The 26,098-nt window shown below is 58.3% G+C and carries 17 protein-coding genes and 2 tRNA genes; 5 read left to right on the forward strand and 14 right to left on the reverse strand.

Translation table 11 applies throughout. The features are described 5' to 3' along the window. Positions 1–20 precede the first annotated feature (20 nt). The 6 genes from MOP44_RS24605 to MOP44_RS28210 form a co-directional block, all read right to left on the reverse strand. Positions 21–1,244: a DegT/DnrJ/EryC1/StrS family aminotransferase gene (locus MOP44_RS24605; protein ID WP_260793099.1), complete on the reverse strand. Its 1,224-nt coding sequence runs from the start codon at positions 1,242–1,244 to the stop codon at positions 21–23. Beyond that, complete coding sequence (locus MOP44_RS24610; protein ID WP_313901031.1) at positions 1,237–1,749, reverse strand: acyltransferase; 513 nt, start codon at positions 1,747–1,749, stop codon at positions 1,237–1,239. Before MOP44_RS24610 ends, MOP44_RS24605 begins: the two co-directional genes overlap by 8 nt. Before the next feature lie 73 nt (positions 1,750–1,822). After that, positions 1,823–2,926, reverse strand: a complete 1,104-nt coding sequence (locus MOP44_RS24615) for a Gfo/Idh/MocA family protein (RefSeq protein WP_260793101.1) — start codon at positions 2,924–2,926, stop codon at positions 1,823–1,825. A gap of 100 nt (positions 2,927–3,026) precedes the next feature. After that, positions 3,027–4,172: a sugar transferase gene (locus tag MOP44_RS24620; RefSeq protein ID WP_260793102.1), complete on the reverse strand. Its 1,146-nt coding sequence runs from the start codon at positions 4,170–4,172 to the stop codon at positions 3,027–3,029. Between the two features lie 269 nt (positions 4,173–4,441). Then, positions 4,442–5,032, reverse strand: coding sequence for a UpxY family transcription antiterminator (locus MOP44_RS24625; protein ID WP_260796700.1), 591 nt, complete (start codon positions 5,030–5,032; stop codon positions 4,442–4,444). A 383-nt stretch (positions 5,033–5,415) separates the two neighbouring features. Further along, positions 5,416–6,000 carry a PilZ domain-containing protein gene (locus MOP44_RS28210; RefSeq protein WP_390905456.1) on the reverse strand — a complete coding sequence of 195 codons (585 nt, stop codon included), beginning with the start codon at positions 5,998–6,000 and terminating at the stop codon, positions 5,416–5,418. Between the two features lie 205 nt (positions 6,001–6,205). Between MOP44_RS28210 and MOP44_RS24630 the strand changes: the two genes are divergently transcribed. Both MOP44_RS24630 and MOP44_RS24635 read left to right on the forward strand, forming a co-directional pair. Continuing rightward, positions 6,206–6,952: a response regulator gene (locus MOP44_RS24630; protein ID WP_260793104.1), complete on the forward strand. Its 747-nt coding sequence runs from the start codon at positions 6,206–6,208 to the stop codon at positions 6,950–6,952. A gap of 297 nt (positions 6,953–7,249) precedes the next feature. Next, positions 7,250–7,831, forward strand: a complete 582-nt coding sequence (locus tag MOP44_RS24635; RefSeq protein WP_260793105.1) for a hypothetical protein — start codon at positions 7,250–7,252, stop codon at positions 7,829–7,831. 89 nt (positions 7,832–7,920) lie between these two features. Here the strand turns inward: MOP44_RS24635 and MOP44_RS24640 are convergent, their stop codons facing one another. After that, positions 7,921–13,041 (reverse strand): glycosyl hydrolase family 18 protein, encoded by a 5,121-nt coding sequence (locus tag MOP44_RS24640; RefSeq protein ID WP_260793107.1) that lies wholly within the window; start codon positions 13,039–13,041, stop codon positions 7,921–7,923. Positions 13,042–13,853: 812 nt separating this feature from the next. Here MOP44_RS24640 and MOP44_RS24645 point away from each other — a divergent pair. Both MOP44_RS24645 and MOP44_RS24650 read left to right on the forward strand, forming a co-directional pair. Then, on the forward strand, positions 13,854–14,999 hold the full coding sequence (locus MOP44_RS24645; RefSeq protein ID WP_260793109.1) for an aldose 1-epimerase: 1,146 nt from the start codon (positions 13,854–13,856) through the stop codon (positions 14,997–14,999). An 809-nt stretch (positions 15,000–15,808) separates the two neighbouring features. Then, entirely contained in the window at positions 15,809–16,432 is a 624-nt protein-coding gene (locus MOP44_RS24650; protein ID WP_260793110.1) for a hypothetical protein, read from the forward strand. 219 nt (positions 16,433–16,651) lie between these two features. Here the strand turns inward: MOP44_RS24650 and MOP44_RS24655 are convergent, their stop codons facing one another. The 4 genes from MOP44_RS24655 to selD form a co-directional block, all read right to left on the reverse strand. Continuing rightward, on the reverse strand, positions 16,652–17,818 hold the full coding sequence (locus MOP44_RS24655) for a Gfo/Idh/MocA family protein (protein ID WP_260793112.1): 1,167 nt from the start codon (positions 17,816–17,818) through the stop codon (positions 16,652–16,654). Positions 17,819–17,922: 104 nt separating this feature from the next. Continuing rightward, positions 17,923–19,833 carry a selenocysteine-specific translation elongation factor gene (selB, locus tag MOP44_RS24660; RefSeq protein ID WP_260793113.1) on the reverse strand — a complete coding sequence of 637 codons (1,911 nt, stop codon included), beginning with the start codon at positions 19,831–19,833 and terminating at the stop codon, positions 17,923–17,925. Beyond that, positions 19,830–21,248, reverse strand: coding sequence for an L-seryl-tRNA(Sec) selenium transferase (gene selA, locus MOP44_RS24665; RefSeq protein ID WP_260793115.1), 1,419 nt, complete (start codon positions 21,246–21,248; stop codon positions 19,830–19,832). Before selA ends, selB begins: the two co-directional genes overlap by 4 nt. A 7-nt stretch (positions 21,249–21,255) precedes the next feature. After that, positions 21,256–22,344 (reverse strand): selenide, water dikinase SelD, encoded by a 1,089-nt coding sequence (selD, locus tag MOP44_RS24670; protein ID WP_260793117.1) that lies wholly within the window; start codon positions 22,342–22,344, stop codon positions 21,256–21,258. Positions 22,345–22,385: 41 nt separating this feature from the next. On the opposite strand from selD, the gene MOP44_RS24675 reads away from it, so the two are divergent. Then, positions 22,386–22,479, forward strand: a tRNA-Sec gene (locus MOP44_RS24675). Positions 22,480–22,558: 79 nt separating this feature from the next. On the opposite strand, the gene MOP44_RS24680 is transcribed toward MOP44_RS24675, so the two are convergent. From MOP44_RS24680 to MOP44_RS24690, 3 genes are all read right to left on the reverse strand, one after another. Then, positions 22,559–24,802, reverse strand: a complete 2,244-nt coding sequence (locus tag MOP44_RS24680) for a polysaccharide biosynthesis protein (protein WP_260793118.1) — start codon at positions 24,800–24,802, stop codon at positions 22,559–22,561. Between the two features lie 219 nt (positions 24,803–25,021). Then, positions 25,022–25,098: transfer RNA gene (locus tag MOP44_RS24685), tRNA-Asp, on the reverse strand. 161 nt (positions 25,099–25,259) lie between these two features. Further along, complete coding sequence (locus tag MOP44_RS24690) at positions 25,260–26,075, reverse strand: IclR family transcriptional regulator (RefSeq protein ID WP_260793120.1); 816 nt, start codon at positions 26,073–26,075, stop codon at positions 25,260–25,262. Positions 26,076–26,098: the final 23 nt, after the last annotated feature.

A 26,098-nucleotide genomic window follows, 5' to 3' on the forward strand; every position in this document is an offset into this window, starting at 1 on the left:
AGCTCCTCTAATCCAAATCACTAGCTGACTGCGACAGGCTGCAGAGTTTCGACCGCCGCGCTTCCTTCCAGTACAGAGGCGGCATGGTTTACAACGGCCCTAATCTGAGCCTCCGTAATGTGTGGGAACATCGGCAGCGATACGATCTCCGCGGAAACGGCTTCAGTGATCGGGAAATCGCCAACGCTGTACCCCAGATGTTTGTACGCCTTCTGCAGATGCAGTGGAACGGGATAGTGGATCGCGGTTCCTACCTTTGCCTCAGCCATCCGCTCCCGGAACTCATCGCGATTGCGCACACGAATGACGTACAGATGGTAAACAGCCTTCGAGTGCACCAGCTCGAAGGGCAGCACCACGTCAGCGTTCGTCTCGGCAAGAAGTTCGTTGTACCGCTTCGCCGCCGCACGCCGTTGCAGATTCCCCTGCGCCAGGTTCCTTAGCTTCACACGCAGAAATCCCGCCTGGATCGCATCGAGTCGACCGTTGTAGCCCTCGACGTCGTGGTAGTACTTCTGCGCTTGCCCGTGGTCCCGGATGATCCGAATCTTGCGCGCAACATCCTCGCTGTTGGTGGTTACGGCTCCCGCCTCTCCACACGCTCCGAGATTCTTCCCCGGATAGAAGCTAAAGGCCGCCGCGTGCCCGATTGAGCCAGCGCGCAGCCATGCGTTCTGCTTCACCGAGAAATACTCGGCGCCGTGCGCCTGACATGCATCCTCAACCACAAGGAGTCCAAACTCTTCGGCAACCGCCAGGATCGGATCCATGTCAGCCATTTGTCCGTACAAGTGAACCGGAATAACAGCCTTCACGCGCAAACCTAGATCCGAGGTCACTACATTCCCAGAAGCGTCACGGTGGCACTTCGTCGTGATAAACTCCCTCACCTTGGCCGCGGACATGTTGTACGTGCGCTCGTCAATATCGACAAAATACGGGCGCGCACCGGACTGCGAAATCGCTTCCGCAGTCGCAATAAAGGTGTTGGCCACCGTGATGACTGCGTCGCCCGCTTGCACACCCAATGCCATTAGAGCGAACCGCAGTGCGTCCGTTCCGTTCGCCACTCCGACGCAATTCGTCGCCCCTGTGAACGTCGCGAACTCCCGCTCGAACGCCTCCAGTTCAGTCCCGCCAATGAATGCCGCCGAATTGAGCGCCTTGCGCAGAACCTCAACGAACTCTTCCTGCAGTTCGCGATGTGGCGTTACTAGATCAAGAAACGGAATCTCTCTATTCATTTGTGCCCCCTGGCGCCTCAGCGCGGCGAAGATATCGACGAACTCTTGCTGGATTTCCGGCGACGATCGTGTCGGCCGGCACATCTCTCGTAACCACACTGCCTGCCCCTACAATCGCGTTCTCTCCTATGGTGACCTTTGAGAGAATCGTCGCACCCGATCCGATCGAGGCCCCTTCCTTCACGATCGTTGGTTCCACTTTCCAGTCGGCTTCCGTCTGAAGCTTGCCGTCAGTCGTGGAGCGGGGATAGGAATCGTTGATGAAGACGACTCCGTGACCGATGAACACGCCATCCTCAATCGTCACGCCCTCGCAAATAAAGCTATGACTCGAGATCTTGCAGCGTTTCCCGACCGTTGCGTTCTTTTGAATCTCCACGAACGCGCCGACCTTTGTCTCGTCACCGATCTCGCATCCGTAGAGGTTGATAAACTTCGAAAGCTTGACATCGCGCCCGAGTTTCACATCGGGAGCTATGCAGAGATATTGATCTATAACATTCATGCGGCCCCTCTGAATTAGCTTCTCTGCTGAACAGCAGTGGATCAGCCTTCCTCCACTGCAGCCCGGCCTGCCTTTACGAGATGACTGGAACGATCCCTGGAGCAACCGCGCTCGCCACCGTGTCGACCATACCGATCGGGCCCAGGTTGGCCGGCGTTGGGAATTGCCCTGTCCGATTGAAGCGCACGATGCTGCCGCGCTCCTTCAATGACATCGCAGCAGACTCCAGAAGCTTGACTACCCGAAGGCCGGCAATGCCATCATTGATCGGTGTGACATTGTTGTTGATGCAGTCCACGAAATACTCGACTTCGGACCTCAGCGCCTCGGTCTGATCGATCTTCGGGCACCACATATCACCCGACCTGTAGCTAACCAGGAGGTCATACACGCCGCTGCCGTTCGTGATAGCCACGCCCTTGTCATAGACCTTTATCTTCTCGTCTGCATCCAGATCGTTCCACACCAGCATCTTCTTTTCTCCGCCAAGAAGCGTAGTGCGAACCTTAACCGGCGACAGCCAGTTAACGTTGATATGCGCAATGACGTTCTCAGGGAAATAAATGGTAATGTATGCAACGTCGGCGTGGCCGTTCAGATGACGTTCGCCTGTGGCAACAAGAGCTTCGGGCTCTTTCTGAATCAGATAATCCATGATCGACAAGTCATGGGGAGCCAGATCCCAGATCACATCGATGTCATGGCGGAACAGTCCCAGATTCACTCGGGTCGAATCGTAGTAATACAGTTTCCCCAACGTTCCGTCATCCACCAGCTGCCGCATCTTCTTCACTGCGCCAGTGAAGAGGAACGTGTGATCCACCATGATCTGAAGGTTGCGGGAGCTGGCGAGGCTGATCAGTTCCTCTGCTTCGGCAACAGACGCAGTGAAAGGCTTTTCGACGAACACGTGCTTGCCGTTCATCAAGGCTGCCTTCGCGATCTCATAATGCGTCCAGACCGGCGTAACAATGGCGACGGCGTCGATGCCAGGAGCATTCAGCACGTCGTTGTAGTCGGTGCTCAGCTGAACATGTGGATGAGCCTGGCTCGCCCTCTTCAGGCTGGCTGAGCTGCGATCGCTGATCGCAACGAGTTCACACTTGTCGGGTATGTGACAGTTGCGAGCCACGTTGGGGCCCCAATATCCATAGCCTATTACGCCAAACTTGATCACGGTTTTGCCACCTCATTTAGATTTGCCCTGTTTCCAGCAGGGCTGATAGCTGGGGAATGTTTGATTTGTCTTGCCGGGGACCAGAACGTGAATCGCGCGATTAGTACGCGCCTTTAACCACGGCCCTGGGCGTTTGCATCAGAATCTTGAAGTCCAGCCACGGAGACCAATCCTCCGCGTACCGCAGGTCCAAACGAACCATCTCGTCGAATCCCACCTGGCTTCGCGCGGTAACTTGCCACAAGCCCGTAATTCCCGGCTTAACCTGCAGAATGCGGCGGCGATGCCACGGCTTGTACGCGGCCACCTCGTACGCAATCCCGGGACGTGGCCCAACCAGCGACATATCGCCCTTCAGCACGTTCAGAAACTGCGGCAGCTCATCCATGCTTGTCTTGCGCAGGATCTTGCCGATGGGAGTGATCCGGTTGTCGTTGGCTAGCTTGTATACACCAGCCTTGCCGTCAGCGGGCACCTTCTCAGCGACTCCCGCGATAAGCTTCGCCATATATTCCCGATGCTGGCTCGAATCGTTATTCGCCCGCATGGTCCGAAACTTGTATAGGGTGAACTCCCGCCCATCCCTTCCCACCCGCTTCTGGCGGAAGAAGATCGGGCCTTCCGACGTCATGCGGATTGCCACGGCAATAATGGCAAACATCGGGGCGCTCACAAGCAGTGCAAAGCAACTGCCCAGCATGTCCATGGCGCGCTTCACACGAAGATGCCCCCGCCGCGTCTTTTCCCTCGTAGTGAGATCGGGATAGAACCGCGGATTCTTGTCGTGTCCAAGCCTGTTCTCGTCCCATTCATCGGGAAACAGATAGAACGAGATGCTAATCTGGCTGACCTGCTCAAAGGTCAGTTGCTCAGCTAGAGCGCCGTTCACCCGCTGCAGAATGCTCGAGATCGCCGTATTCCGAAGCGTGCGATCGATCTCCGTGAGGAGCATCCCAACGACAGAGCCCTCCTCGTACCAGCCGATCACGTCTGTGTCTCTCAGCGTTGGCAGCATCGCCTCGATGATCTGGTCAGATACGCGCATCCCTCCCTTGGACCCATGGTCCGCGCGCTTTCCGGCGTCGATCAGGACGAGCAGGACCCCTTCCTTCGAACGCTCGCTGCGCTTCCGTTCCACCACAATCCGGCGACGGAAAGAATGCTGCGTAAGCACCTCGGCCTCTGTTGCCATCGTCAGCTCGGGCTGAAACTCAACGAGAGCCGAATTCTCACTTCGTCTTGACATCGCGATGATTCCTTTCAGGGAATTTAGGCGACACCGGATACATCGTTCCGGTTTGCTGGGCCCATGCAGGGAGAAGACACGTCTCATGCAGACCCGTGCGCCGGGTCGCAAGGCTTATCGAACAAACAAGGAGGAGTTTGAAGAAGGTTTTGAAAAGCGGCTGCCAGATCAGCCGGCGCGCCCTTCGCTCCCGCTCGTCAACACATCCCGAGCGGCTGACGCCGAGTCGCCTGGTGAGGAAGCATTTAGTTCCGCGTGAGTTCACGCGCTCAGTACATCGCCCTCGAAGCGGCCATGATGGGGTTCGCGTGGAGCGGAGTGGAAAACTGCGAAGCGCTTGCAGGTTCGACGTCGCTTGCAGGAAGCTCCACCGCAACGGACTGAGACAGCATCTCCACCGATACGATGAGGCGGTAAGTGTTCTTCTTCCGCAACAGGATGCCTTCCAGCCCTTTCAGCGACCCGCGTGTTACTCGCACTCGTTCGCCACAGTTTAGGAATGGGTGTGGCTCCACCTGCAGCGGGCCTTCCACGCACCTGCGGATCGCATCAATCTCAGGATTCGTAATCAGCGCATCCTGTCCGCCTCGGGTCAGAATCATGTGAACACCGGGCGTTGATACCACCTGGAGCCTGCGATTCATAGCCGGCTTCACGAATACGTAGCAAGGAAACAGGGGAAGAGAGATCACCTTTTTCCTGTCCTTCCACTGGCGCAGGGTGTCATACAAGGGCAGAAACACCTCCAGCCCCTTGCTGAGCAGCATGTCCGCCACGGTCTTTTCGTGCTGGTGCTTCGTGTACAGCGCCCACCAGCCCGACGCTTCATATGTATCGAGTTCTGGTCTGCTCAGATTCATCTCTGTCACTTACTCTCTCCACCTTCACCGGCGGCCGCGTCCGAAACTGCGCATAGCTTCGCCCTGTGAGTTACAGGATCTTTCCCGTGCCCAAAAGCTTTGCTTGGTTGAAATCCGACTAAGCTCCCGTAGCCCCCGCTCCGGTGCTTGTCAGTGGAGCGCATGGGGTTGCGCTCTTTTAAATACCAGCAAGACGTGATGCGCTTGCTATGGCTTCGCCCTGTGAGTCACAAGACCCGCCTTTAACAAAAAGTCAAACTAGTTCAGCCGGCCCGCTCAATTTACGTGCGATAAGTTGCCGTTTGAACTTTAGTGGTGCAAGCACTCCATTCATGACAATTCCGACTACTCTACTCGTGAAACTTGAGCCCTTAAGAGAAAGATCAACGCCTAAGCAATCGTGATGCCGAGATCTTAGCCCCAAGAAGTCCCAGTTCTGCGACCCGAACGATCACTCCGTGGCAGCTGACGCAGGTGCTGGTCACCTTTTCCGTTTGCATCGGCAAAGAGAACTGCATCTCGATCCGCGAGCCAGGCTTTATCGCCGAATCCGCACGGAATAGAACCCCGGTTGTGCTGATGTTGATCAACATGCCTTCGCGCCACTCCTTTGACCCGCGGAAGCGGTAGCGAAGGACTGTACTGATCGACAACCGCGACGCACGAGGTTTTTGCGGCATACTGTCCTTTTCGGGCATAGGCGCTAAACTCTGCGTTTTTGGAGCAAGGTGCATTTCTTTGCGAGGTCCTTGTCTCAGAATTGCGCAAACTGATGTTGAGTGAACTGCCTTGGGGGAACTTCGGGGGAACGAATTCAACGTTAGCTTTTGTCTGACCCGCGTGCAATGGCCCTCGCGTCCTTTTTTCAGGTAGCACCTGAGTGCCACTTTTTTGGCACCCCATGGGCTATTCCATAGAACTCCAAAAAGCCGTTTGGCCGGCCATGGTCCACCCGGGAGGCACGCCATTTTTTCCCTAAAACAGGCGAAAACGCCCGTTTCTATGCCATGGTAACCATCAGGTAAATCGATTCATGACCCGAAAAGACTAGCCCAATAGAACTTTTGTACTTGGCCTTTGACCAGCAAGTGGTTGACTTCCCCCGGGGCCCCATTGCATAGTTCTATCTACCGCTCTCCCCCCTACCATGCCCCTGCGGGAGGACCCTAAACTATGAACGCTCAGGCCGCTCCTATGGCCGCCCTTTTATCCCCAGACCGTGCGAAGTCTCAACTGAAGGTGATGCCCAAGCGAAAGCTTGGTAAAACAATTCGAGTCGTCATAGCAGATGAAGTAGCAATTTTCCGCGACAGCCTGGGCGCACTGCTGCACACGCGCCCCGAGTTCCGGGTCGTGGGTGTCGCAGCTGACACTACCAGCTTGTTGTCGATGGTTCGCAGCCGAAAACCAGATGTCGTGGTGCTCGACGTCGCCATGGACAGCATGGGCGGTATGGAAGCTTTGCGGGAGATTGGAAAATCCCCTGCAGGCCCCCAGGTCGTGGTGCTGTCGGCGCCTCTTGGCAAGGCACATACCGTCCGGGCCATCAAACTAGGAGCTCGCGCTGTTCTCCTTAAGGATTCTCAGGGAGACGTGCTCCTCGACGCCATCAAGAAAGTCAGGCAGGGTGGGTTCTGGATGACAGAGCACAGCCTGACCAGTCTGATTGACTCCGCGACCGAGAACCCGACAGGGCAGCCGATCTTTCGAAACAAGTACGGCTTAACCCGGCGGGAAGGCGAGATCATGACCGCTGTTATTGACGGCTACTCCAACGCCGAAATCGCTGAAAAATGCCGGCTGAGCGAGCAAACCGTCAAGCATCACCTCTCGCGCGTCTTCGACAAACTAGGAGTACACAACCGTCTCGAGATGGCTCTCTTCGCGGTCAGACATAAAGTATGTGACGACGCCAATTGATTTCCTGGGCCTGCGCGGCCGTTTTTCTGTCTGATCAACTGGGTCTCTTGCTGAGCCACAACTGCTCGAACGCACCCATCCTTGTTGGGGGGTGAATGCGAGTTGTTTGTGGCCGGCGAAGTTTGATCACCAGAGAATGTGCTCGATCAGCCTTCCGCGAGAGTGAGACACCCGGTGGTCACCGGATCGTTGCAAACCACAGCAACATTGAGCGAGAATACCGCTTGCCTATCAGCTTCATCGTCTTTTCCCGCTTCACTGCATCAGCAGGAGAGGGGAACGGCAGGGAGATGAACTATGGATCCGATCCTTGTGCTAATCGCCGCTTCTACGCTGGTCACTGCGGCAATTGGAATCTTCGCTGTGACACGCACGAACAGGCTTCGCACGCAATTGGAGGATCGCGTCCTTATGCTCGAAATGGAACTCTCTACCGTTCGACGCGATTTGCTTGATGCTTCCGCCCGTGAAGCAGCTTCTGAAGCCGCCGCTACGAACGGCGCTCGAATCAACGGCTTCATCCATGAGCCGCGAAATGTCGAGATCCTCGCAGCCTCAATCGACGCGGATTCCGAGCCGATATCGACCAACCATCCGTCAACATCAACTGCTCTTGCAGTAGCGGAGCCAGTTGTAATCAATTCCATCGCCGAAATGGTTCCCGATGGGAACGACATCGTCGCGGTGCCTCCGCCGCTCCATCCACAGCATCCGCGATCATGGGAACCTCCCCCGGTCACGGAACTCGCCGTGCGATCGGGACCGTTTGATGAACAGGTGGCAATGAACTCGCTTGCCAAAGTCGGAGTCGCGCTGCTGGTTCTCGGCGTCGCCTCTTTGCCGTGGCGCCCTTCCAACCGGCTGAACCCCACGCGATAATCTGCTTTAAACGAACTACGCCAGATTTGGTGGCTCCCTTTTTTGAAGGAAGCCCCCAAACCTGGCGCAGGCTATCTTACCCAGGCAACTCAGTGGAATCCCAGGATTCCAATCGTTGCGTTAGACGTGCTGACGTTGAATTTCCAGCTGGCTGTGGTAATGCCCGCTGACGCTTGCGCGGTATCTCCGTCCACAATCGGGAACGTGTTGTTGAAGTCGTGTACGGCGAAGGGACTGGCAACAGTCATATGCGAACCGCCGTTCCCTGCCGCATCAATCGCCCATGAGAAAACGTAATCAGGCGTCGTCGTTGTAGCGGTTGCGGACGCAGTCTGCGCCGCTCCCACGCTGAAATTCTGATTCCATGCATGGAAATCAGGGCTGCTTGGCGTTATTTCTTCCACGACAAGGGTTGTAGCCCAACCGGTTGATGTCTTCGCCGTCACAGTGCATGTTCCTGCACTGCCCGTCGAATACCCTTGCGCAACGGCGTTGTTCGAGCTGTTGCTCTTATCGAGCAACGTGTACGCCCCGCCGCAGTTGTCAGAGAATGCCAGCGGAGTCGTTCCAGCCTGGAGCGAAGCCGCGCCGATAACGATGATGTCTCCGGCAGTCACGCCCGTGAGCGTGCAGGAGGCTGTTCCTGTACCCGATTCTGCCGAACATCCTCTCACGCGCTGAGGCGTTACACCGCTTGAAACTGGCGTTGTGGCATTCACGGTTCCCGACTTCGCCGAAGTGTTCCCTGCGGGATCAGACGCCGAAACCGAGTAGCCGTAGGTGGTGTTCGCCAGCAAGCCGCTATCCGAATACTTCGTAGCGCCCGCTGGAGTCGTTCCGACTTTCACGCCATTCCGATAGACGTTGTAGGTGATTTGTGAAGCGGTGTTATTGGTGTCGGTGCTCGCCGTCCAGGAGAGATTGACCTGGCTGGACGATGCCACGACAGCCGTAAGACCAGCAGGAACGCTGGGCGCTGTCGTATCCGATGTTGTAGTCGTTGCTGCCGCAATCGAGAATGCGAGCGTCGCGCTCCCCGTGCCGCTGCTGTTCGTTGCAGAGATGGTTGAGCTTACCGAGCCCGACGTGGTCGGAGTTCCTGTGATCATGCCGGTCGTCGAGGAGACCGCAAGACCCGCAGGAAGATTCTTTGCACTATAGCTCGTTGGGCTGCCCGTAGCTGTGATCTGGTACGTGAGAGTGGAACCAACCTTGCCCGAGTCCGTAAGCGCGCTCGAGATTACCGGAGCGGTAGCCAGCCCCGAGAATGCCATTGCGCCAATCGTGCCAACGCTGTTCGAAGCAAACGTCCACGTTGAAGCGACGGTCCCCGCGCCAGTAGTTGTCCTGTCCGCGTCGTAAATCGGGAAAGCCACGTTCACATTCTCCGCTGAGAATGGAGTTGCAACTTTCAGACTTCCGCCATAACCCAGGACATCCGTTGCCCAGGTGAAGACATAGTCCGGGTGGTTAACGTTCAGGTTGAAGGTGGTCGCTCCACCTGCGGTCGTCGTAGCATCCGGAAGCCAGCCGTAGGTATCCAGCTTGCCTGCCGTGATGTCGTCAGCCACAATCTCTGCTGGGCCGCCACCCGATGAGCTCGTTGCGGAAATCGTGCAAGTTCCCGCACTGCCCACTCCGTATCCCTGTCCTTCCACAACATATCCCGCCATGTTCACTACAGATGTGCTCTGAACGGCATGTTGATTAAGGACGGTGTACTTTCCGCCGCAGTTATCGCTGAGCGTGATCGTCGCATTCGACGCGCTATATTGCGTCAGGAAACCGACGAGGATCACGTCACCGCTCTGCACCCCGGAAATCGTACAGGTCGTGGGAAGCGAACTTGCATTCGTGGCGCATCCGCCACGGCGCGTAGGCGCCGCGCCGACTGCCGCCGGTGCCGGTGTTGTTACGCTGACGGCAGCCGATTGCGCTGAAGTATTTCCAGCAGGATTCGACGCCGCAACAGTGTAGGAATAAGTTGTGCTTGCCACAACCGCGGTGTCTGAGTACGAAACCGCTCCGGCAGCTGTAGTCGCCACAAGCGCTCCGCCGCGATAGACCTTGTAGGTCAACTGCGACGCAGTGTAGTTAGGATCCGTGCTCGCAGTCCAGCTTACCTTTACCTGCGTGCTCGATATTGCCGCCGCCGCAACTCCCGTCGGTACGCTCGGCGCCGTAGTATTCTTCGGCGTCGTAATGCTGACGGCGGTTGATTGCGCTGAAGTATTTCCAGCAGGATCAGCCGCGGCAACCGTATAGGAGTAAGTGGTGCTTGCCACAACCGAGTTGTCGGAATACGAAACCGCTCCGGCAGCCGTCGTCGCAACCAGCGTTCCATTGCGGTAGACCTTGTAGGTCAGTACCGACGAAGCGTAGTTAGGATCGGTGCTCGCAGTCCAGCTTACGTTCACCTGGTTGAACTTCGGCGCAGTCGCCGCAACTCCCGTCGGAACGGTAGGCGGTGTGCTCGCCGGCGTCTTCACGCTGACGGCCGTCGATTGCGCTGAAGTATTTCCAGCAGGATTGGCCGCAGCCACCGTGTACGAATACGTGGTGCTTGCCGCAACCGTTGTATCGGAATACGACGTCGCGCCCGCAGCCGTTGTCGCCACCAGCACTCCGCCGCGATAGACCTTGTAGGTCAACTGCGACGCAGTGTAGTTAGGATCGGTGCTCGCGGTCCAGCTCACCATCACCTGCGTGCTCTTGGGAGCAGTCGCGGCCACGTTAGCGGGAACGCTCGGAGGTGTCGTGTTCGCCGGCGTTGTGATTTTCGCAGCCGTCGATTGCGCTGAAGTGTTTCCAGCAGGATCAACTGCGGCGACCGTGTACGTATAGGCGGTGCTTGGCGAAAGGCCAGTGTTGGAGTACGACGTTGCCCCAGCCGCTGTCGTGGCCACATGGCTACCATTGCGATAAATCGCATAGGTTAGCGTCGAAGTGGCGTAGCTGGCATCCGTGCTTGCCGTCCAGGTCAGGTTCACCTGTGTGCTCTTCGGTGCAGTCGCTGCAAGGTTCGTCGGAACAGTCGGCGGCGTTGTCGACCCCCCGCTCGTCGGATAGACGGCCGACAGCAGATTGCTGGCCCATGCGTTCTGGTAGGCCGTGCAGCCGGTCCCAAGTGAAGGATGAAGGTCATCGAGGAACCATCCATCGCTAATCGAGTGGCCCTTGAACAAGGTCCACAGATCCGGCCCCACGATAACCGACGGGAAATTCTGTTCCAGCGTCGCCAGGCAGGCATTCATCGCCGGTGCATTCGCCTGCACAGCTGACGACGGCGAAGCGACGATCGTTGAAATAACCGGCGTCTTTCCCGCGGCAATAATATACTGCACAATCTTCTGCATATTGCTGCAGTAGGTTGCTGCGGAAATACCGCCATTCGCATCGTTGGTTCCAAGGCTCAAACCGACATACTTCACCGCAGGCATATCCTGCATGAACTTCTGTATGTTCGGCATTCCATAAGTGGACGTATCGAGCGCGGTCGAGCTAAGCCAGCCCGATTGACCACCTACCGTGCTGGCCGGGAACTGTGCCGAACGCGCGGCATGTATCTGCGTGCCAAGCTGTTCCGTTGGTCCGGTGTTCGAAGCAGCTCCCCAGCAATTCGCTGTAATCGAGTCGCCCAGCATCAGGTAGGAATCATTGATATCGTTGGTTCCCGCCTTGCCGTTGACCGTCAAGGTATCGACTCCGGCATTTGACCCCACGATCCCGGAGATATTCATCCGGATTTGCGTGTAGCCCGTGCCCGTAAGATCAGCAACAAATTGACGTCCGGTATAGTGCTCTCCCGTCACCGTGCACGAAGGAGAACAGTTGCTCAACGTTGTCCACGTTGATCCGTTCGTGCTGCCCTGGATCGTGTACGCGGAAGGCTGTCCGTAGGTCGTAAAACCTTTGTCGCTCGAGGAATCCCACGCAACGCTGCTGGTGTAGTTCCACCACTTGATATCCACCAGGCCTAAGTTGCTCGGGAGTCCCGTTACCGTGAGTGTCGTCGGACCACCAACCGATACTGCGCCGCTGGTACCAAGCTGCGGCATCGGCGCCGGGCTTCCGTTATTCAGATTCAACTTCAGAGCATCAAGCAACGGATTACGTCCGGTGGCCGGGTCCGTAGCGCCCTCCTGCACCGTCCAGATAATCGCGCCGCCAAGGTTGTTGTCGACGATATACTTCGCTTTCGCCGCAACCGATGCTTCGTCCTCATAAGTTACCCACGTCACCTTATTCGTCGGGCATCCGGAAGCCGGCGTGAAGCCGCTCGGAAAACTAATCGACGGCTGCTCCGGCGGAGTAGAAGGCTCCGTACTCAAAGCCGGTGAAGGATCGTACTTGTACGTGCCTCCAGACTTGTTGTAGTAGCAACTAAGTACTCCGCCGCCATCCGCGACCGCCCCCCCATATGGCAGTTCCTGCACCGGAACTGACGACCCTGACGTGGATTGCAATGCTCCGGTGACCGGCGAACTCCATGCATTCATATAGAAGCCGATACCGACGCCTATCTTGCCTGCTGGCGTGCCCGCCGATTCCCAGGCATTAACAAACCTCGCGATGGAATCTGGATGGTCCGTTCCATCTCCAGCAAGCGCGGAGAAGTACCATGAAACCCACCCGTTGCCCATGTTCGCATTGCCATACGACATCATGTTGACTTGGTCGCAATAGTTGGAGAGGCTTGCGGCCAGAGAGCCGGGCTGCACAGTGGCATCAACCGGCGCCGTAATGATGTAGCCGGAATTAGCCGCGCGCAGATTCTTCGCGAGACTTATGAAGTTTGTTGTGTTGACGCTGACTTCCCAGTCGAGGTCAACTCCGTCAAGGCCGCAGGCGCTGACCTTATTTTGAATCGAGCTGATCAGAGTGGCTTGGTTGGTGGGAGACGCGGCCGTCGGAAAATTCAGATCGTCCGATCCGCCTAGCATCATCAACACTTTTACCCCTGCCGCATGGGCAGGTTTAACGACGGAACTGCAGGTGGAATCCCACCCCGAACTCTGAATTGTGCCGTTTGAGTTGGTCAACCAGTGCGCAAGTACTACGTGCGTCACTGCGGTGTAATCAATTCGATTGATGGGGTACGCGCTTGTCTGCCAATCCGTGTAATAAGCTGTTACCCACTTATCTGCCGCCTGAGCGGAATTTGCAGCGAGCAAAAACAGGGCTGCAACAACCCAAAGAAGGTTCTTCACAGTGCACTCCTAACTTCGCCGTGGCCTTTCATGCGGGTAAATATCCGCGAACCTCGACGAACAGTTCCGTCCGTGACATAGGGGACGGAAGCAAAATACGGCTAGTGCCCCTCCGGATAGAGAGGCAGGATTTTGTGCGAAGTGTCTGCCAAGGCGGAGAAAATCCTTCATCGAAATCGGCTTCCGCGTGTTTGACAGCCTCGGTACGCGTGCTCAGTTGTCAGAGGTAACAACTTGAACTCCGCGTCCGGCGGAAAATCCTGAGGAAAATTCTCACGAAAAACGGGTTAAAAAAATAACCCAAAAGGTCGCTGGGCGACCGAAACCAATGCTCTCATCATGCAGGGGCCCGTTGAACGTGTATGTGAGGAAGGTCACACAAAAACGATTGAGTACCATCTTTGTAAATACAAGTACTCACTATGACCGACCAAAGGGGGAGAATGTTTTGGAGTCCACTGTTTTCGTGGATCCCGCTTATAGCGTTCCGGGGGACATCCCTGGGCCTTGGTACCAGTGGAGCAGCGTGCAACGAACTCTAAGGTGGCGTGGCGCCACGGTTGCGCTCGACGATTTGAACCTAATTCATCTCCAAAAGTTGCGTCAATCCGTCAAATTTTTTGTATCCACTTAGTCAACCATAACAAAACCGGCAAGAATTCCGCTACACCTGAATGCGCACAGCACCGTCAGCACCACCAACTACGCGTCACCTGTTTGGACTAATCGGTACGCATCCGGTAAACGTTCTCCAGCACGCTGAATTACAATGGCTGCGCTTGCAAAACTCCTTGATTCAAGGACGGAGAACCATGAAGCTTACCCTTGGCGCAGTCCTCCTTCTGGCCCTTATGGCACCCTATTCAAGCATTTCCCACGCACAGTCGGCCACCGAAATCGGCGGCGAAAAAATTATCACCCTTACCCGCAAAGCCGTCAGCACAACGCGCCCCGAGTTCACCAGCGTCAGCATTCTCCCCGGCCGCGGCATGGAATTGCTTCAGGTCAAGGCCAACTTCCCCGGCAAAGGCGAAGTCGACGTACTGGCCTCTCCTGATGAAGCCACTGCCAAGCAGATGCTTGATCAGAAGGACACCGACTTCGGCGACCTCGGCTATCGTCTCGGCGCTGCATTCCTCGTTCCTTACCCCAACCGCATCCGCGGCAAACTCTCCGCTGACGGCAAAACCCTCACCACTGAGTGGAACGGCCACACCATCACGCTTCCCGCAAACAACATCGGCAAGAACCCCGGCGCTGAACGCCACGCCATGCACGGCCTCATCCTGAAGGCGAAAGCAGAAAACCTCAAGGTCACGGGCATCGCTGGCGGACAGGAGCTCACAGGCATCATCCACGCCGGCGACTTCGGCGGCCACTGGCCCTCCAAAACGGATCTGAACTTCACCATCGCGCTTCACGCTGACGCAGTCGACGCCACCGTCGTCGCGCAGAATGTCGGCAAAGAGGCCACCCCCATCTCCATCGGATGGCACCCCTACTTCAACCTTCCCTCCGGCGATCGCACCCAGGTCCGCATCCACATTCCCGGTGAGCAGCTCGCTGAAGTCGACAACTACGACAACGTCTTCCCTACCGGCAAGCTCAAGCCCGTCACCGGCACGCAATACGATCTCCGCGATCCCAACGGCGTGCCCCTCGCCAAGAACTTCTATGACGACAACTGGAGCAAGCTCGACTGGAAGAACAACGCCGTCACCGTCAAGGTGATCGATCCCGCCGCCAAGTACGGCGTCGCCATCGAAGGCCTCTCGCCGCAGATCAAAACCATCCAGATGTACGCCCCGCCCACTCAGAAATTCGTCGCCATCGAACACCAGTTCAACTTCGCCGATCCCTTCGGCAAAGAGTGGAACGGCATGGACACTGGCATGATCACCCTCAAGCCCGGCCAGAGCACCAAGTGGCACGTCCGCTTGAAAGTCTTCGTCCCGTAACCACTCGCTTTTAACTCCACCAACCCCTCCGCCCCACCCTGTCGACTTTCTTCTGTCGACAGGGTGGGAAACCACCCCCGCCCCGCCGCTCCCTCCCCGACAAATCTGTCATTCTGACCCTGAGTGCAATGAAGGGGAAGAACCCGCTTTTGCACTCCTTTTCTTTCTGTCATTCCCGAAGGGGACTCTGCCGGTCACACCGTCTTTCGGCACAGGCCCCCAAGCGACTTCTTTCTGTCGCGAGGCATGCGGGGGGATCACCCCACCGCAGCCGAGAATGGCGCCGAAGCCGCAGTGGTCCCACCGCAGGTGGCCAGAGAATGGCGGCGAAGCCGCGGTCAGCCGCACCGCAGGTGCCCAGCCGAGAATGGCGGCGAAGCCGCAGTGGCCCCACCGCAGGTGGTGTGGAAATCTTGTCAAGGGGTATTTCGAAAAATAGTTTGTAAGTAGATGGAATATCAGTCACATACAAATCGAAAATAATTGCCGATTTACCTTCGCAATCTGAAACAATTGAATTAACCAGAAAAACACCGCCCGCCGGCGCCAAAACTGGCGGGCTTTTCTTTGCCCGAAGCCCATCCGGGTGCCCCATCCAAGCTCTGCTTGGGTGGGAGGGAACTCCGCGCGCCGGGTGCCCCCGGTTCCTCGCATTTGGGGAACGGGGAGGGATTCTCCACTCACCACCTACTAACCGTCCCCATCCTGTCGCCTTTTTCCTGGCGACAGGTTGGGAAACCACCGACCCCATACAGCCCTGCAGTTGGCCGCACCGCAGCTGCCTCAACCACTAAGAAAGGAACCAAACCATGACCACTCCAGAACAAGCCGTACAACACTGCCTCGACGCCTACAACAAAGCCTGCGCCGAAGACGATGCCCGCAACGACCACAGTCCTGAATCCCTCGCCCGTGTCAACCGCGCCTACCGCCGCGCCATGCCCTTCCTCACCCCGGCCACCATCGACGCATTCCTGGCCTGCGTCACCCACGGCCTCGTCCTCGAGATCTTCACCACCGCCGAGGCCGCAAAACTCCTCTACGCCACCCAGATCGCCGTAGGCTCCCGCCGCACCGCTCAACAGCAATCCAAAGCACCGCAGCCCCAACCGGTGCCCACCCCCACCCCCCTAGGCACGAAGGGCGCTGAAGGCGCAGTGGCCCCACCGCAGGTGGCGCAGGTGCCCACCCCCCTCCCCCCAGGCAAGAATGGCGCCGCAGGCGCAGTGGCCCCACCGCAGGTGGCAAACGACAAGGAGAAAGCCCACGTGCAGGCCATGCTCGAGCAGATCCTCTCTGGCAAAACCATCCCTGAAGCCCCTCTGGCTCCCTGGAGGAAGGCACCCCCCCCCCCCCCCCCCCACAAAGTCCGGCTTCGCCCTCCCCACAGCCAGCTGACCGCTGACTTGCTGACGCGCCGGCCCGCTAACTAGCCAAAGGAGCCCTCTGACCCACCCATCCCTCTGTCGAGCCACCCCACGCCAACGAGCACCACAGGACATCCCTGCTCAAAAATGCCCAATGGCGCCGCAGGCGCAGTCAGCCGCACCGCAGGTGCCACAGGATATCCCTGCCCAAAATCCGCCAACTGTCCCTTTGTCCCTGCTTTTCTACTGCCTACTCCCTATTCCCTACTCCCTAGTTCCGCCCTCTCAATGGTGATACGACCCGCTCCCCAGCCGCACCGCCTGCCCCGTCCGCGCTGACTGCTTCGCCGCATCCAGAATCTGCACCACCTTCACATTCGTCTCCAGCGAGCTCAGATCCTCCTTCGGATCAAGCTTCCCCTTCAGCACGCTCGCCAAATAGCTCAGCGAATCCCGCTCATTCGACGGCAGCCCCGGTGCCTGGTCCCCCCGCTCGCTGCTGTCATGCTCATGCCGCACCCGCAGACCGTTCTGCTCCACGGTTATGACGTATCCCTTCGCCCCATACACTTCCATGTCCTTGCGTCCGAACGGCCAGTTCCACGACGCCATAATCACCGCCTGCGCATGCGGATACTTGAGCACCACCGTCGCATCGTCATCCACCGCGCGATACACATCAGGCTTGTCGTGATTCAGCACCGCCGTCACCGTCTCCGGCATCTCCCCATGCATCAGCCACGTCGCCAGGTCCACGCCATAGCATCCAAAGTCGAACAGCGCGCCCGCCCCGTTCTGCGCCGGATCCGTCAGCCAGTTCAGAAACTCCGGAGGCACCCCGATCTCCTTCGGCCCCTCGTGCCCGTCATGCACCACTAGCTTGCGAAGCGGCCCCAGCTGCCCGCCCTGCAGTTGGTCATACGCGGCGTGGTTCGACGCATACCAGGTCGTCTCATAATTCGTCAGCACGCGGATATGCGACTTCTTCGCCACATCCTGAATATGCAGCGCGTCCTCATACGACACGGCCAGCGGCTTCTCAACCATCACCGACACGCCATACTGCGCCGCTACATCAATCGCCGGCCGATGCTGCGCGATCGACGTATACACCAGCACCGCATCCGGCTTGCGCACTTCGATCATGTTCGCCTCGCTCTTGAAGAACAGAGACGCGTCAAGGTTGTACTTCTTCTGATACTTCGCAATCAGGTCCGAATCGGCATCCGCAATGCCCACCAGCTGCACATCCGGGTGCTGCCCAATCGATCTGAGGAACCCCTCCACGTGCCCATGCTCCAGCCCCACAACAGCCACGCGCAGCGGCTGCGGCGCCCCGCCCGTATATGAAGGCAGTTGCGTCCGCGGCGACGGCGCATTGCTTTGAGCAACCAGGGAAACAGCGCCAAGCAAACTCAGCGCAGACACAAATGAGATACGCGCAAACAGCATGAGCATTCCTCCAGCCAATCGATTCTACCGGCTCCGCGAGAACGAACTTAGAGTCTGATGAAGCAATGAAAGGACGTCGCAGCGGTCATCAACGCGCATCTGGCTTAGAGCACAACTCTCGTGCCGCCGTTATTCCGCGTAACGCGCGCTTGGTCCAGATGCTCCAGCAGCGGAATAGCATGCTTACGTGTCAGCCCAGTGAACGACTTGAACCGCCCCACATCGAAGCTCTCTCCGCGATGCTTCCGCAGATCCGCATAGAGCTTCGCCAGCGCATCCGGATGCACAAACGCATCATCCGCTCCCATGCGAACAAGCCTTTTGGAACGCATGAGAAGAACCATGAGCTCGCGCATCGCTGTCGGCGCAACGCTCATCCGCGACATGACTTCACTCAACAGCGGCGCAGCAAGCCCCGCATCGGCGTAGATCTTCTCGATCGACTGCATCTGTCGCCGCTTGCTCTCCGGCAATTCGTCCTCTTGCCCGCTGAGCCGCACCGATTCACCGGACACCATCAACTTGCCCGACGCCGTGAGCCGCTCAACAACCAGCGCAAACACCGCAGTATTGAGCCGCGCTCTCGATCGCAGTTCCGCCTTCGACAGCGGTCCAGACTCACCTAGCACCCGAAGCACCGCCTGCATCGCGAGATTCAACGACTCCGCCGAGATCCAGCAGGACTCTGCCCCATGCGCAGCCGCAATCGTTCCAGCGGAAAGCAGCGGGCTGGCGCGTCTCTGCAACGCCTCCGCCGTCAGGCCCGTCTCAACCGTAAGTGCAGAAATCGTGATTCCATCAAAACCACGCCGTGCGATGCGCAGCCGCAACTGCTCGTCATCATCCGCCGCGCGCAGCAATTTCAGCCACGCCAGCGCAGCCGCTTTGCGCGCGCCCGCCGGCGCAGACGCATCCAGCACCCGCGCTCCGCCAATTGTCACTTCCGGCGAGCACCGCCGCAGAACAATGCGGTCCCCCGGAACAAGCAGCAGCGGCTTCATAAGCCGCAGCCTAACGAGCGCATTCGGCCCCGCATCCCTCTGATCGAAGCGCAGCACCTTCGCCAGCGTGTCCGAGGTGAACGCGTGCACCCGCACCCGCGCGCCGTGCTTCAACGCAGGCGCGCCGGACAACATCGTGATCTCGACATCAACGTTCATCGCCGGTCCCAGCGTTCCCGGAATACTCAGCGTGTCCCCGCGAGCCATGTCGGCAACCTGCACTCCGGCCAGATTCAGCGCAACCCGGCATGGCGCGTGCGCCGCGTCAGCATCGCTGCCATGCACCTGCATCCCGCGCACGCGCAACTGCTTCCCGCCCGGATGCTGCTCGAGAACCTGTCCTGCGCGCAGCACGCCCGAGTGCAAGGTTCCCGTAACAACCGTCCCAAAGCCTTTGATCGAAAACGACCGGTCGAGTGGAAGTCTCGCAACAAAGTCATCGTTGCGTACCGGAATTTCCCGCACGACCTTCACCAGCGCGCTCTTCAATTCATCAATGCCCTCGCGCTTCAACGCGGAAACTGGCACAATGGGCGCACCCTCGAGAAATGTGCCTTCAAGGAAACGCCGCGCGCTCGCGCGGGTCTCCGCCAGCTTCTCCAACGAAACAGCATCAGCCTTCGTCAGAGCCACAACACCGCGCTGAATGCCCAGAAGGCTGCATATTGCGAGGTGTTCTTCTGTCTGCGCCTTCACGCCTTCATCGGCCGCAATCACCAGCATCACGCAGTCGATACCGCCTGTACCGGCCAGCATGTTGCGTATGAATGCATCGTGCCCCGGAACATCGATGAGGCTCAGATGAAGCGCGCCGCCCTCGCCATTCTCCAGATCCAGGGCGGCAAAACCAAGATCGATCGTTATGCCGCGCTGCTTCTCTTCAGGCAAACGATCTGTATCGGTCCCGGTAAGAGCATAAACAAGCGCAGTTTTTCCGTGATCGATGTGCCCTGCTGTTCCCACTACGACATAACGTGGCTGCTCGCCAGAAACAACGGTGCCAAGGCTCTTCACTCCACGGCTCCATCAAGCGTCGCGCGCAGCATCACGACAAGAGCATCATCCGCAGCTGGATCGACGGTCCGCAGATCGAGCAGCACAGCATCCTCATGAATCCGCCCAATCACCGGCGGCTGAAGATGTCTCAGCTGCGCGGCAAGAGCCTCCGCACTCATCTGGGGAGACTGAAGCATCACCGCAAAACTGGCCATCGTAGCTCCCGGAGTCGTGCCTCCACCCACCACACTGTCCGTCGGAACCACCGTCGCGCGAACACTGGCTGTACTCAACGCTGCAGCCCATTGCCCGCAGCGTGATCGAATCATCTCTGCCGGCATCCTCAGCATGCGTGCCACCGGCACCGAATCCGGTTGCCCTGAGAGATAAGCCAGCAGCGTGGCTTCCAGCGCGGCAATCGTCAGCTTGTCCACGCGGAACGCGCGATACAGCGGATTCCGCCGCAGCTTCCGAATCACACTTTGCTGCCCAACAACCACACCGGCCTGCGGACCGCCCAGCAGTTTGTCTCCGCTTGCGCAAACCAGCGCGGCCCCGCTCTTCACCGCCTCAAGAAAGGACGACTGCCTGCCCAACCCGTACTCATGCAACGGCAGAATGCAACCCGTTCCCTGGTCCACCATCACCGGCACGCCTGCGTCCGCTCCCAGTTGCACAAGTTCGCGAAGTTCCGCCTGCTCCGTAAAACCAGTGATTTCAAAATTCGATCGATGCACCCGCAGAATCAGCCGCGTCTCCGGCGTGACCGCGTCTGCATAGTCCTGAATGCGTGTCCGATTGGTCGTGCCCACCTCAACCAGCCGCGCTCCCGACTTGCGCAGAATGTCTGGCACACGGAAACCGCCACCAATCTCGACAAGCTCGCCCCGCGACACAATCACCTCTCCGCCTTCGGCCAGTGAGTTCAGCGCAAGAAACGTCGCAGCCGCGCAGTTGTTGACCACCAGACCTGCAGATTCCGCCGCATCGCATTCGGCAATCTGCACCAGGAGTTCTTCCACGCGCGCGCCTCTGTGGCCGCGCTTGCCTGAATCCAGATCGAATTCAAGATTGCAGTATCCTCGCGCCACAGCCGCAACGCTTTCAATCGCAGCGTCGCTCAGAGGAGCCCGGCCCAGATTTGTCTGCAAGATCACGCCAGTCGCATTGATCACGGGCTGCAACGCTCGATGCTCACGAACGCCGAGGCCCGCAGCCACGCGCCGCGGTAGTCCCTCGATCTCCATCGCCAGTACGCTTTCGGTAACCGAGCCACGCGCGATTTCATTCCGTAACTCCGCGATCGCCTCGCGTACCGCTTCCAGCACAATAGGCCGCGGATGCCGGCGGAGCAGTTCCTGGCCCGCGGCGCTCGCCAGGAACTCGCCCACCTGCGGCAATTGCTGATAGAGACTGTTCTTTTCTGCTCGCACGTTTCGCCTATCGCAGGATAATCTTTGCGTCGCCTTTACGAACCTGACCAATCTCCGCCGCGGCATAACCGGCCCGCCGCAACTGCTCAACAAGAGCGGACACATCCCCTTCAGCTACCGCGATCAACAACCCGCCCGACGTCTGCGGATCAAAGAGCAGGGTCCGCACAACACCATCAATCTTCGCCCCCGCATCGTCCTCCACAATGCACTCTGCAAATTCGCGATTCGCAATCAGCCCCGCCGGAATGCATCCCGCTTCCGCTGCCTCAACCGCTCCAGGCAGCAACGGTACACGTCCAGTATCAATCACAAGCTGCACACCGCTTCCGATCGCAACTTCGCGCGCATGCCCCATCAATCCGAATCCTGTCACGTCAGTCATCGCGTGCACCTCGAACGATGCAGCAACCTCTGATGCGGCACGATTCAGCTTCGTCATCGATTCAACGGCAGCATCCACCCAGGACTCCTGCGTGCGCCCCTGCTTCAACGCCGTGGTGATCACGCCGGTTCCGATCGCCTTCGCAAGCACCAAACGATCTCCCGGCACCGCAGTGCAATTCTTCTTCACTCGATCCGGATGAATTAGGCCCGTAACCGCGTAACCGAACTTGATCTCTGTGTCACGTACGCTGTGTCCCCCCACCACCACGCAGCGTGCTTCCTGCATCACGCTCAAGCCGCCGCGCATAATCTCCCCCAGCAGATTCGGATCTTCCTGCTGAGGAAAGCACACAACGGTGAGCGCGGTGAGCGGCTGCCCGCCCATGGCATACACGTCGCTCAGCGCATTTGTGGCGGCAATCCGGCCAAACGTATGCGGATCATCCACCATGGGCGTGAAGAAGTCTACGGTCTGCACCAGGGCCTGCTCATCATTGATCCGATAGATGCCCGCATCATCGGCGGTCGAAAACCCCACCAGCAGATTCTCGTCGTGCTGCTGCGGCAGTCCCGCCAGAACCTGGTTCAACACGCCGGGTGCAAGCTTGCTCGCACACCCTCCGGCTTTCACCTGCTGCGTAAGCCGCACGGCCGTGGTTGCAGCTCCTGCGTCAGCTGTCGTACTGTCGGGATGTGCCGGAAAATTCATAGATACACTCGACCTGAGAACCTGAATTTCTTGTAATGCGGGGAAGCGCCTAGGATCCGGTGATCCTCCCGGTCTTCAAAACCGGCGGTCGTCCTTTTGGGCAACGGTGTGTTCGACTCACACGCGCTTCCGCCAATCCCATTGGGATAATATCAGCGAGTCACCTCACGCGGGATCAACCGGTTTGGGGGCACGGATGCCTCGCGGCAGCCGGTCAACTGAACCGCAGCAGCTCGCCACTCGGCGAATATTCCGGAACAATCTCGCTCAACACCTGAACCAACCCTGAAGCGTCACGCCTGTTGCAGATGCTACGCAGGGCGTCGATTCGTCCGTTGAGTTCCTCGTGGTTAACGGCAAGCGTATTCAGCACGCGGATATTCTCATACGTTGTAGATTCTGTGTCTTCCAGGTAGGACGCCATCTCCTCGCTGAGTTTCTCACCCGGCCGCCTGCCCGTGAATTCAATCGCGATGTCCTTGCCCGGCGTGAAACCCGCCTTGCGTATCATCTGGATCGCCAGATCGACGATCCTGACAGCTTGTCCAATTTCGAGCACGCATATCTGGCCCGCTCCCGCGGTCGCCCCCGCCTGAAGAACCAGACGTCCGGCCTCAGCGACAGTCATAAAGAATCGCGTCATCTCGGGATCCGTCACGGTGACCGGTCCCCCTCGCGCGATCTGCCTGCGGAAGATCGGCATCACGCTGCCTGTCGAGTCCATCACATTCCCGAAGCGCACCGCTACAAACTTCGTCGTTCCGCTCTGCATGTTCAGCAGTACCAGCTCAGCAATCCGCTTCGTCACCCCCATGACGCTCGTGGGGCGCACCGCCTTATCTGACGAGATCAGCACGAAGTTCTCCACTCCGTGCGCCATCGCCGCAAGACCGAGACTATAGGTCCCGAAAACATTGTTTTCGACGGCTTCAAACGGATGGCTCTCCATCAGCGGAACGTGCTTGTATGCTGCAGCGTGATAGACAGCCGCGGGTCTGTAGCGGTTCATCAGCTCATCCAGCCTTGCGGCATTCTGGACGCTGCCGATCTCCGCATGGAACGTGATCGCCGGGAACGCTTCGCGCATCTGCAACTCAAGCTCGAACAGGCCAGACTCGGCAATATCGAAGCCGACGATTGCTGCAGGGGCAAACTGCGCAATTTGCCGGCACAGCTCCGATCCAATGGAGCCCGCAGCTCCGGTCACAAGTACCACGCGTCCGCAAACGCTGCGGAGTACCGAATTGTCCTCGGCCGATGTGATGTTGTTCTTCGAGGCGCCTTCGTCAGACAGATCGACAGGACTCGTCTTTGCGCCAGCAGTCTCCCAGGCAGCCGCTCCCGCAGCATCACGAATCACGCTGATCACGTAGAGCTGATCATCGAGAGAAAGACTGCTCGAGCTGGGCAGGCATATTCCGCGCCGAAACAGGTCCTCAGCGACAGCCCCTCCGAATCGCTCGCAATCAGAGTGAAAGGGCTGCATGTGCATTGGTCTCCACACCGGCCGCGCTTCAACATTCGCTGCATCTAGCCTGGCAATCAGTTCGTCGCGCGAGCACCCGAAGTCGGGGTCAATCAGAAAGCAGCTAAGCCAGTTCGTATGAATCCCGTTGGGACCCTGCGGCATGAAGCTCATGCCAGGCAGATCAGCAAATGCGTCGCGATAGCGAAACGCGATCGCCCGGCGCTGCTTAATCCGCTCATCCAGCACCTGCAACTGCCCGCGCCCAATCGCCGCAAGCACATTGCTCATGCGATAATTGAATCCGATCTCCGAGTGCTGGTAGGCACGCCGAGCATCGCGCGACTGCTGCGACCAATAGCGCGCCTTGTCTACCCACTCCCGACTGGAAGAGACCAGCATGCCACCACCCGCCGTTGTGATGATCTTGTTTCCATTGAACGAGAAGACGCCTGCCGCGCCCATCGTCCCCGCGGCGTGGCCCTTATAAGTTCCTCCCAGGGCCTGCGCCGCATCTTCAAGTACCGGAATCTCGTATCGGCCGCACAGTTCCAGGATCGGGTCCATATCCGCGCACTGGCCATACTGATGAACAACAATCACAGCGCGGGGCAGCTTCCCTGCCCTCGCCTTCTCCTTGAGCGCCTCCTCCAGAACATTCGGATCAAGATTCCACGTGGTTCGCTCGCTATCGAGAAACACCGGAAGTGCCCCCAGGTGCCACACCGGATTACACGTAGCGGCAAACGTCAGGGTCGGGCAGAACACCTCATCTCCCGCCTGCACTCCCATCAATCGCAAGCCGAGATGCAGCGCGGCCGTCCCGCTAGAAAGGGCAACGGTCGGCACATCGATCCGCTGCTCCATTTCCTTCTCAAAGGCATCTACGTCCGGTCCGACGGTCGAAAGCCAGTTGGTCACGAACGCTCCGGCCACATAGGCAAGTTCTCGGCCGCCCATATGGGGAACCGATAGCAGAATGCGTGGTCTCATCTGTTTATATTTTGCGTGATCCTGGCGCAATTCGGCCGGTCTTGCCACGCCGGCAAATCAAACATGACTCGGTCAGAATGGAAGATGCCACGTTAACAAGTTCCGGACTCGCGTACGAGAACGCAAGCGAAAGACGTCACCTATGACTCGCCAAGATAATCAGGATGGATCATGGGAGAAATGTCACTTGCCATAAGCCCACTAGAATTGGGGCTTGAATGGCGGGGACGACGGGGCTCGAACCCGCGACCTCTGCCGTGACAGGGCAGCGCTCTGACCAACTGAGCTACGTCCCCTTGCACCGCCGGATGATGCTCTTAAGCGACTTCCGGTTTCTGCTGCAACATGTTTGAGTGTAACAGAAACCGGCGCTCTGAGTCTCGGAGCCTGTGGCAAAATCCAAACCGTGAAACATCACAGATCTAAGGGCGAAAGCAGCCGCCTTCACCATGTTTCTTCAGGCCGTCCATGCGGCCGGGCGAACGGCGCGGTTGGTAGAGATGAAGCCCATATCGGCGGAAATTCCACGTACACACTGCAGCAGGTGGTTGGCGATGGACGGAAGCTTCTGCGCCGTTACCCGGAACGACGGCCCAGATATGCTCACGGCGGCCACAGGCTGTCGCTGGGCATCGAGCACCGGCACGGCGATGCAGCGCAGCCCCTCTTCCAACTCCTCATCATCCACAGCGTATCCACGGCGTCGGGTCTTTTCGATCTCCGCCCGCAGGGCCTCAGCAGTGGCGATTGTGCGGTGGGTAAAGCGCTCGAAGCGGGTGCGGCGGATGATGTCGGCGGTTCGGTCTTCCGGTAGGAACGCCAGGATAGCCTTGCCTACGGAAGTACAGTGCACTGGATTGCTGGCGCCGATGCGCGTAATCATACGCACAGACCGCGCAGGCTCGATTTTGTCGATGTAAATGACCCGCGCCTGCTCGAGGATGCAGAGGTGGGCGGTCTCTTCGGTCTCTGCAACTAGCCGGCGCAGGTGGGGCTGTGCGCGCTCCCGGAGGTCATACTGCTCAATCGCCTTGTTGCCGAAGTCAAAGAGACGCAGACCGAGGCGGAATTTTCCACTGCTGGTACGCTCGACCATGTGGTGGCGCTCCAGAACCATCAGGAATCTATGGGCAGTGCTCTTATGGAGTTGCAACGAAGAAGCTACCTGCGCGAGTCCGAGTGGTGTATCGCTTTCGCCAAGAAGATCAAGGACGGCAAATGCCCGATCAAGGGCTTGAACTTTATAAGTACCTGTGGGGGCAGAGTCTCGCATAGTGGTTCTCCGTTTCGCTAATT

Origin of the sequence: Occallatibacter riparius (assembly GCF_025264625.1) — a bacterium.
GTDB classification, from domain to species: Bacteria; Acidobacteriota; Terriglobia; order Terriglobales; family Acidobacteriaceae; genus Telmatobacter; species Telmatobacter riparius.

Coding starts and splice junctions, on each gene's coding strand:
- MOP44_RS24605 (WP_260793099.1), bottom strand. CDS start 1,244: ATGAATAGAGAGATTCCGTTTCTTGATCTAGTAACGCCACATCGCGAA.
- MOP44_RS24610 (WP_313901031.1), bottom strand. CDS start 1,749: ATGAATGTTATAGATCAATATCTCTGCATAGCTCCCGATGTGAAACTC.
- MOP44_RS24620 (WP_260793102.1), bottom strand. CDS start 4,172: ATGTCAAGACGAAGTGAGAATTCGGCTCTCGTTGAGTTTCAGCCCGAG.
- MOP44_RS24625 (WP_260796700.1), bottom strand. CDS start 5,032: ATGAATCTGAGCAGACCAGAACTCGATACATATGAAGCGTCGGGCTGG.
- MOP44_RS28210 (WP_390905456.1), bottom strand. CDS start 6,000: ATGGCGTGCCTCCCGGGTGGACCATGGCCGGCCAAACGGCTTTTTGGA.
- MOP44_RS24630 (WP_260793104.1), top strand. CDS start 6,206: ATGAACGCTCAGGCCGCTCCTATGGCCGCCCTTTTATCCCCAGACCGT.
- MOP44_RS24635 (WP_260793105.1), top strand. CDS start 7,250: ATGGATCCGATCCTTGTGCTAATCGCCGCTTCTACGCTGGTCACTGCG.
- MOP44_RS24645 (WP_260793109.1), top strand. CDS start 13,854: ATGAAGCTTACCCTTGGCGCAGTCCTCCTTCTGGCCCTTATGGCACCC.
- MOP44_RS24650 (WP_260793110.1), top strand. CDS start 15,809: ATGACCACTCCAGAACAAGCCGTACAACACTGCCTCGACGCCTACAAC.
- MOP44_RS24655 (WP_260793112.1), bottom strand. CDS start 17,818: ATGCTGTTTGCGCGTATCTCATTTGTGTCTGCGCTGAGTTTGCTTGGC.
- selD (WP_260793117.1), bottom strand. CDS start 22,344: ATGAATTTTCCGGCACATCCCGACAGTACGACAGCTGACGCAGGAGCT.
- MOP44_RS24680 (WP_260793118.1), bottom strand. CDS start 24,802: ATGAGACCACGCATTCTGCTATCGGTTCCCCATATGGGCGGCCGAGAA.
- MOP44_RS24690 (WP_260793120.1), bottom strand. CDS start 26,075: ATGCGAGACTCTGCCCCCACAGGTACTTATAAAGTTCAAGCCCTTGAT.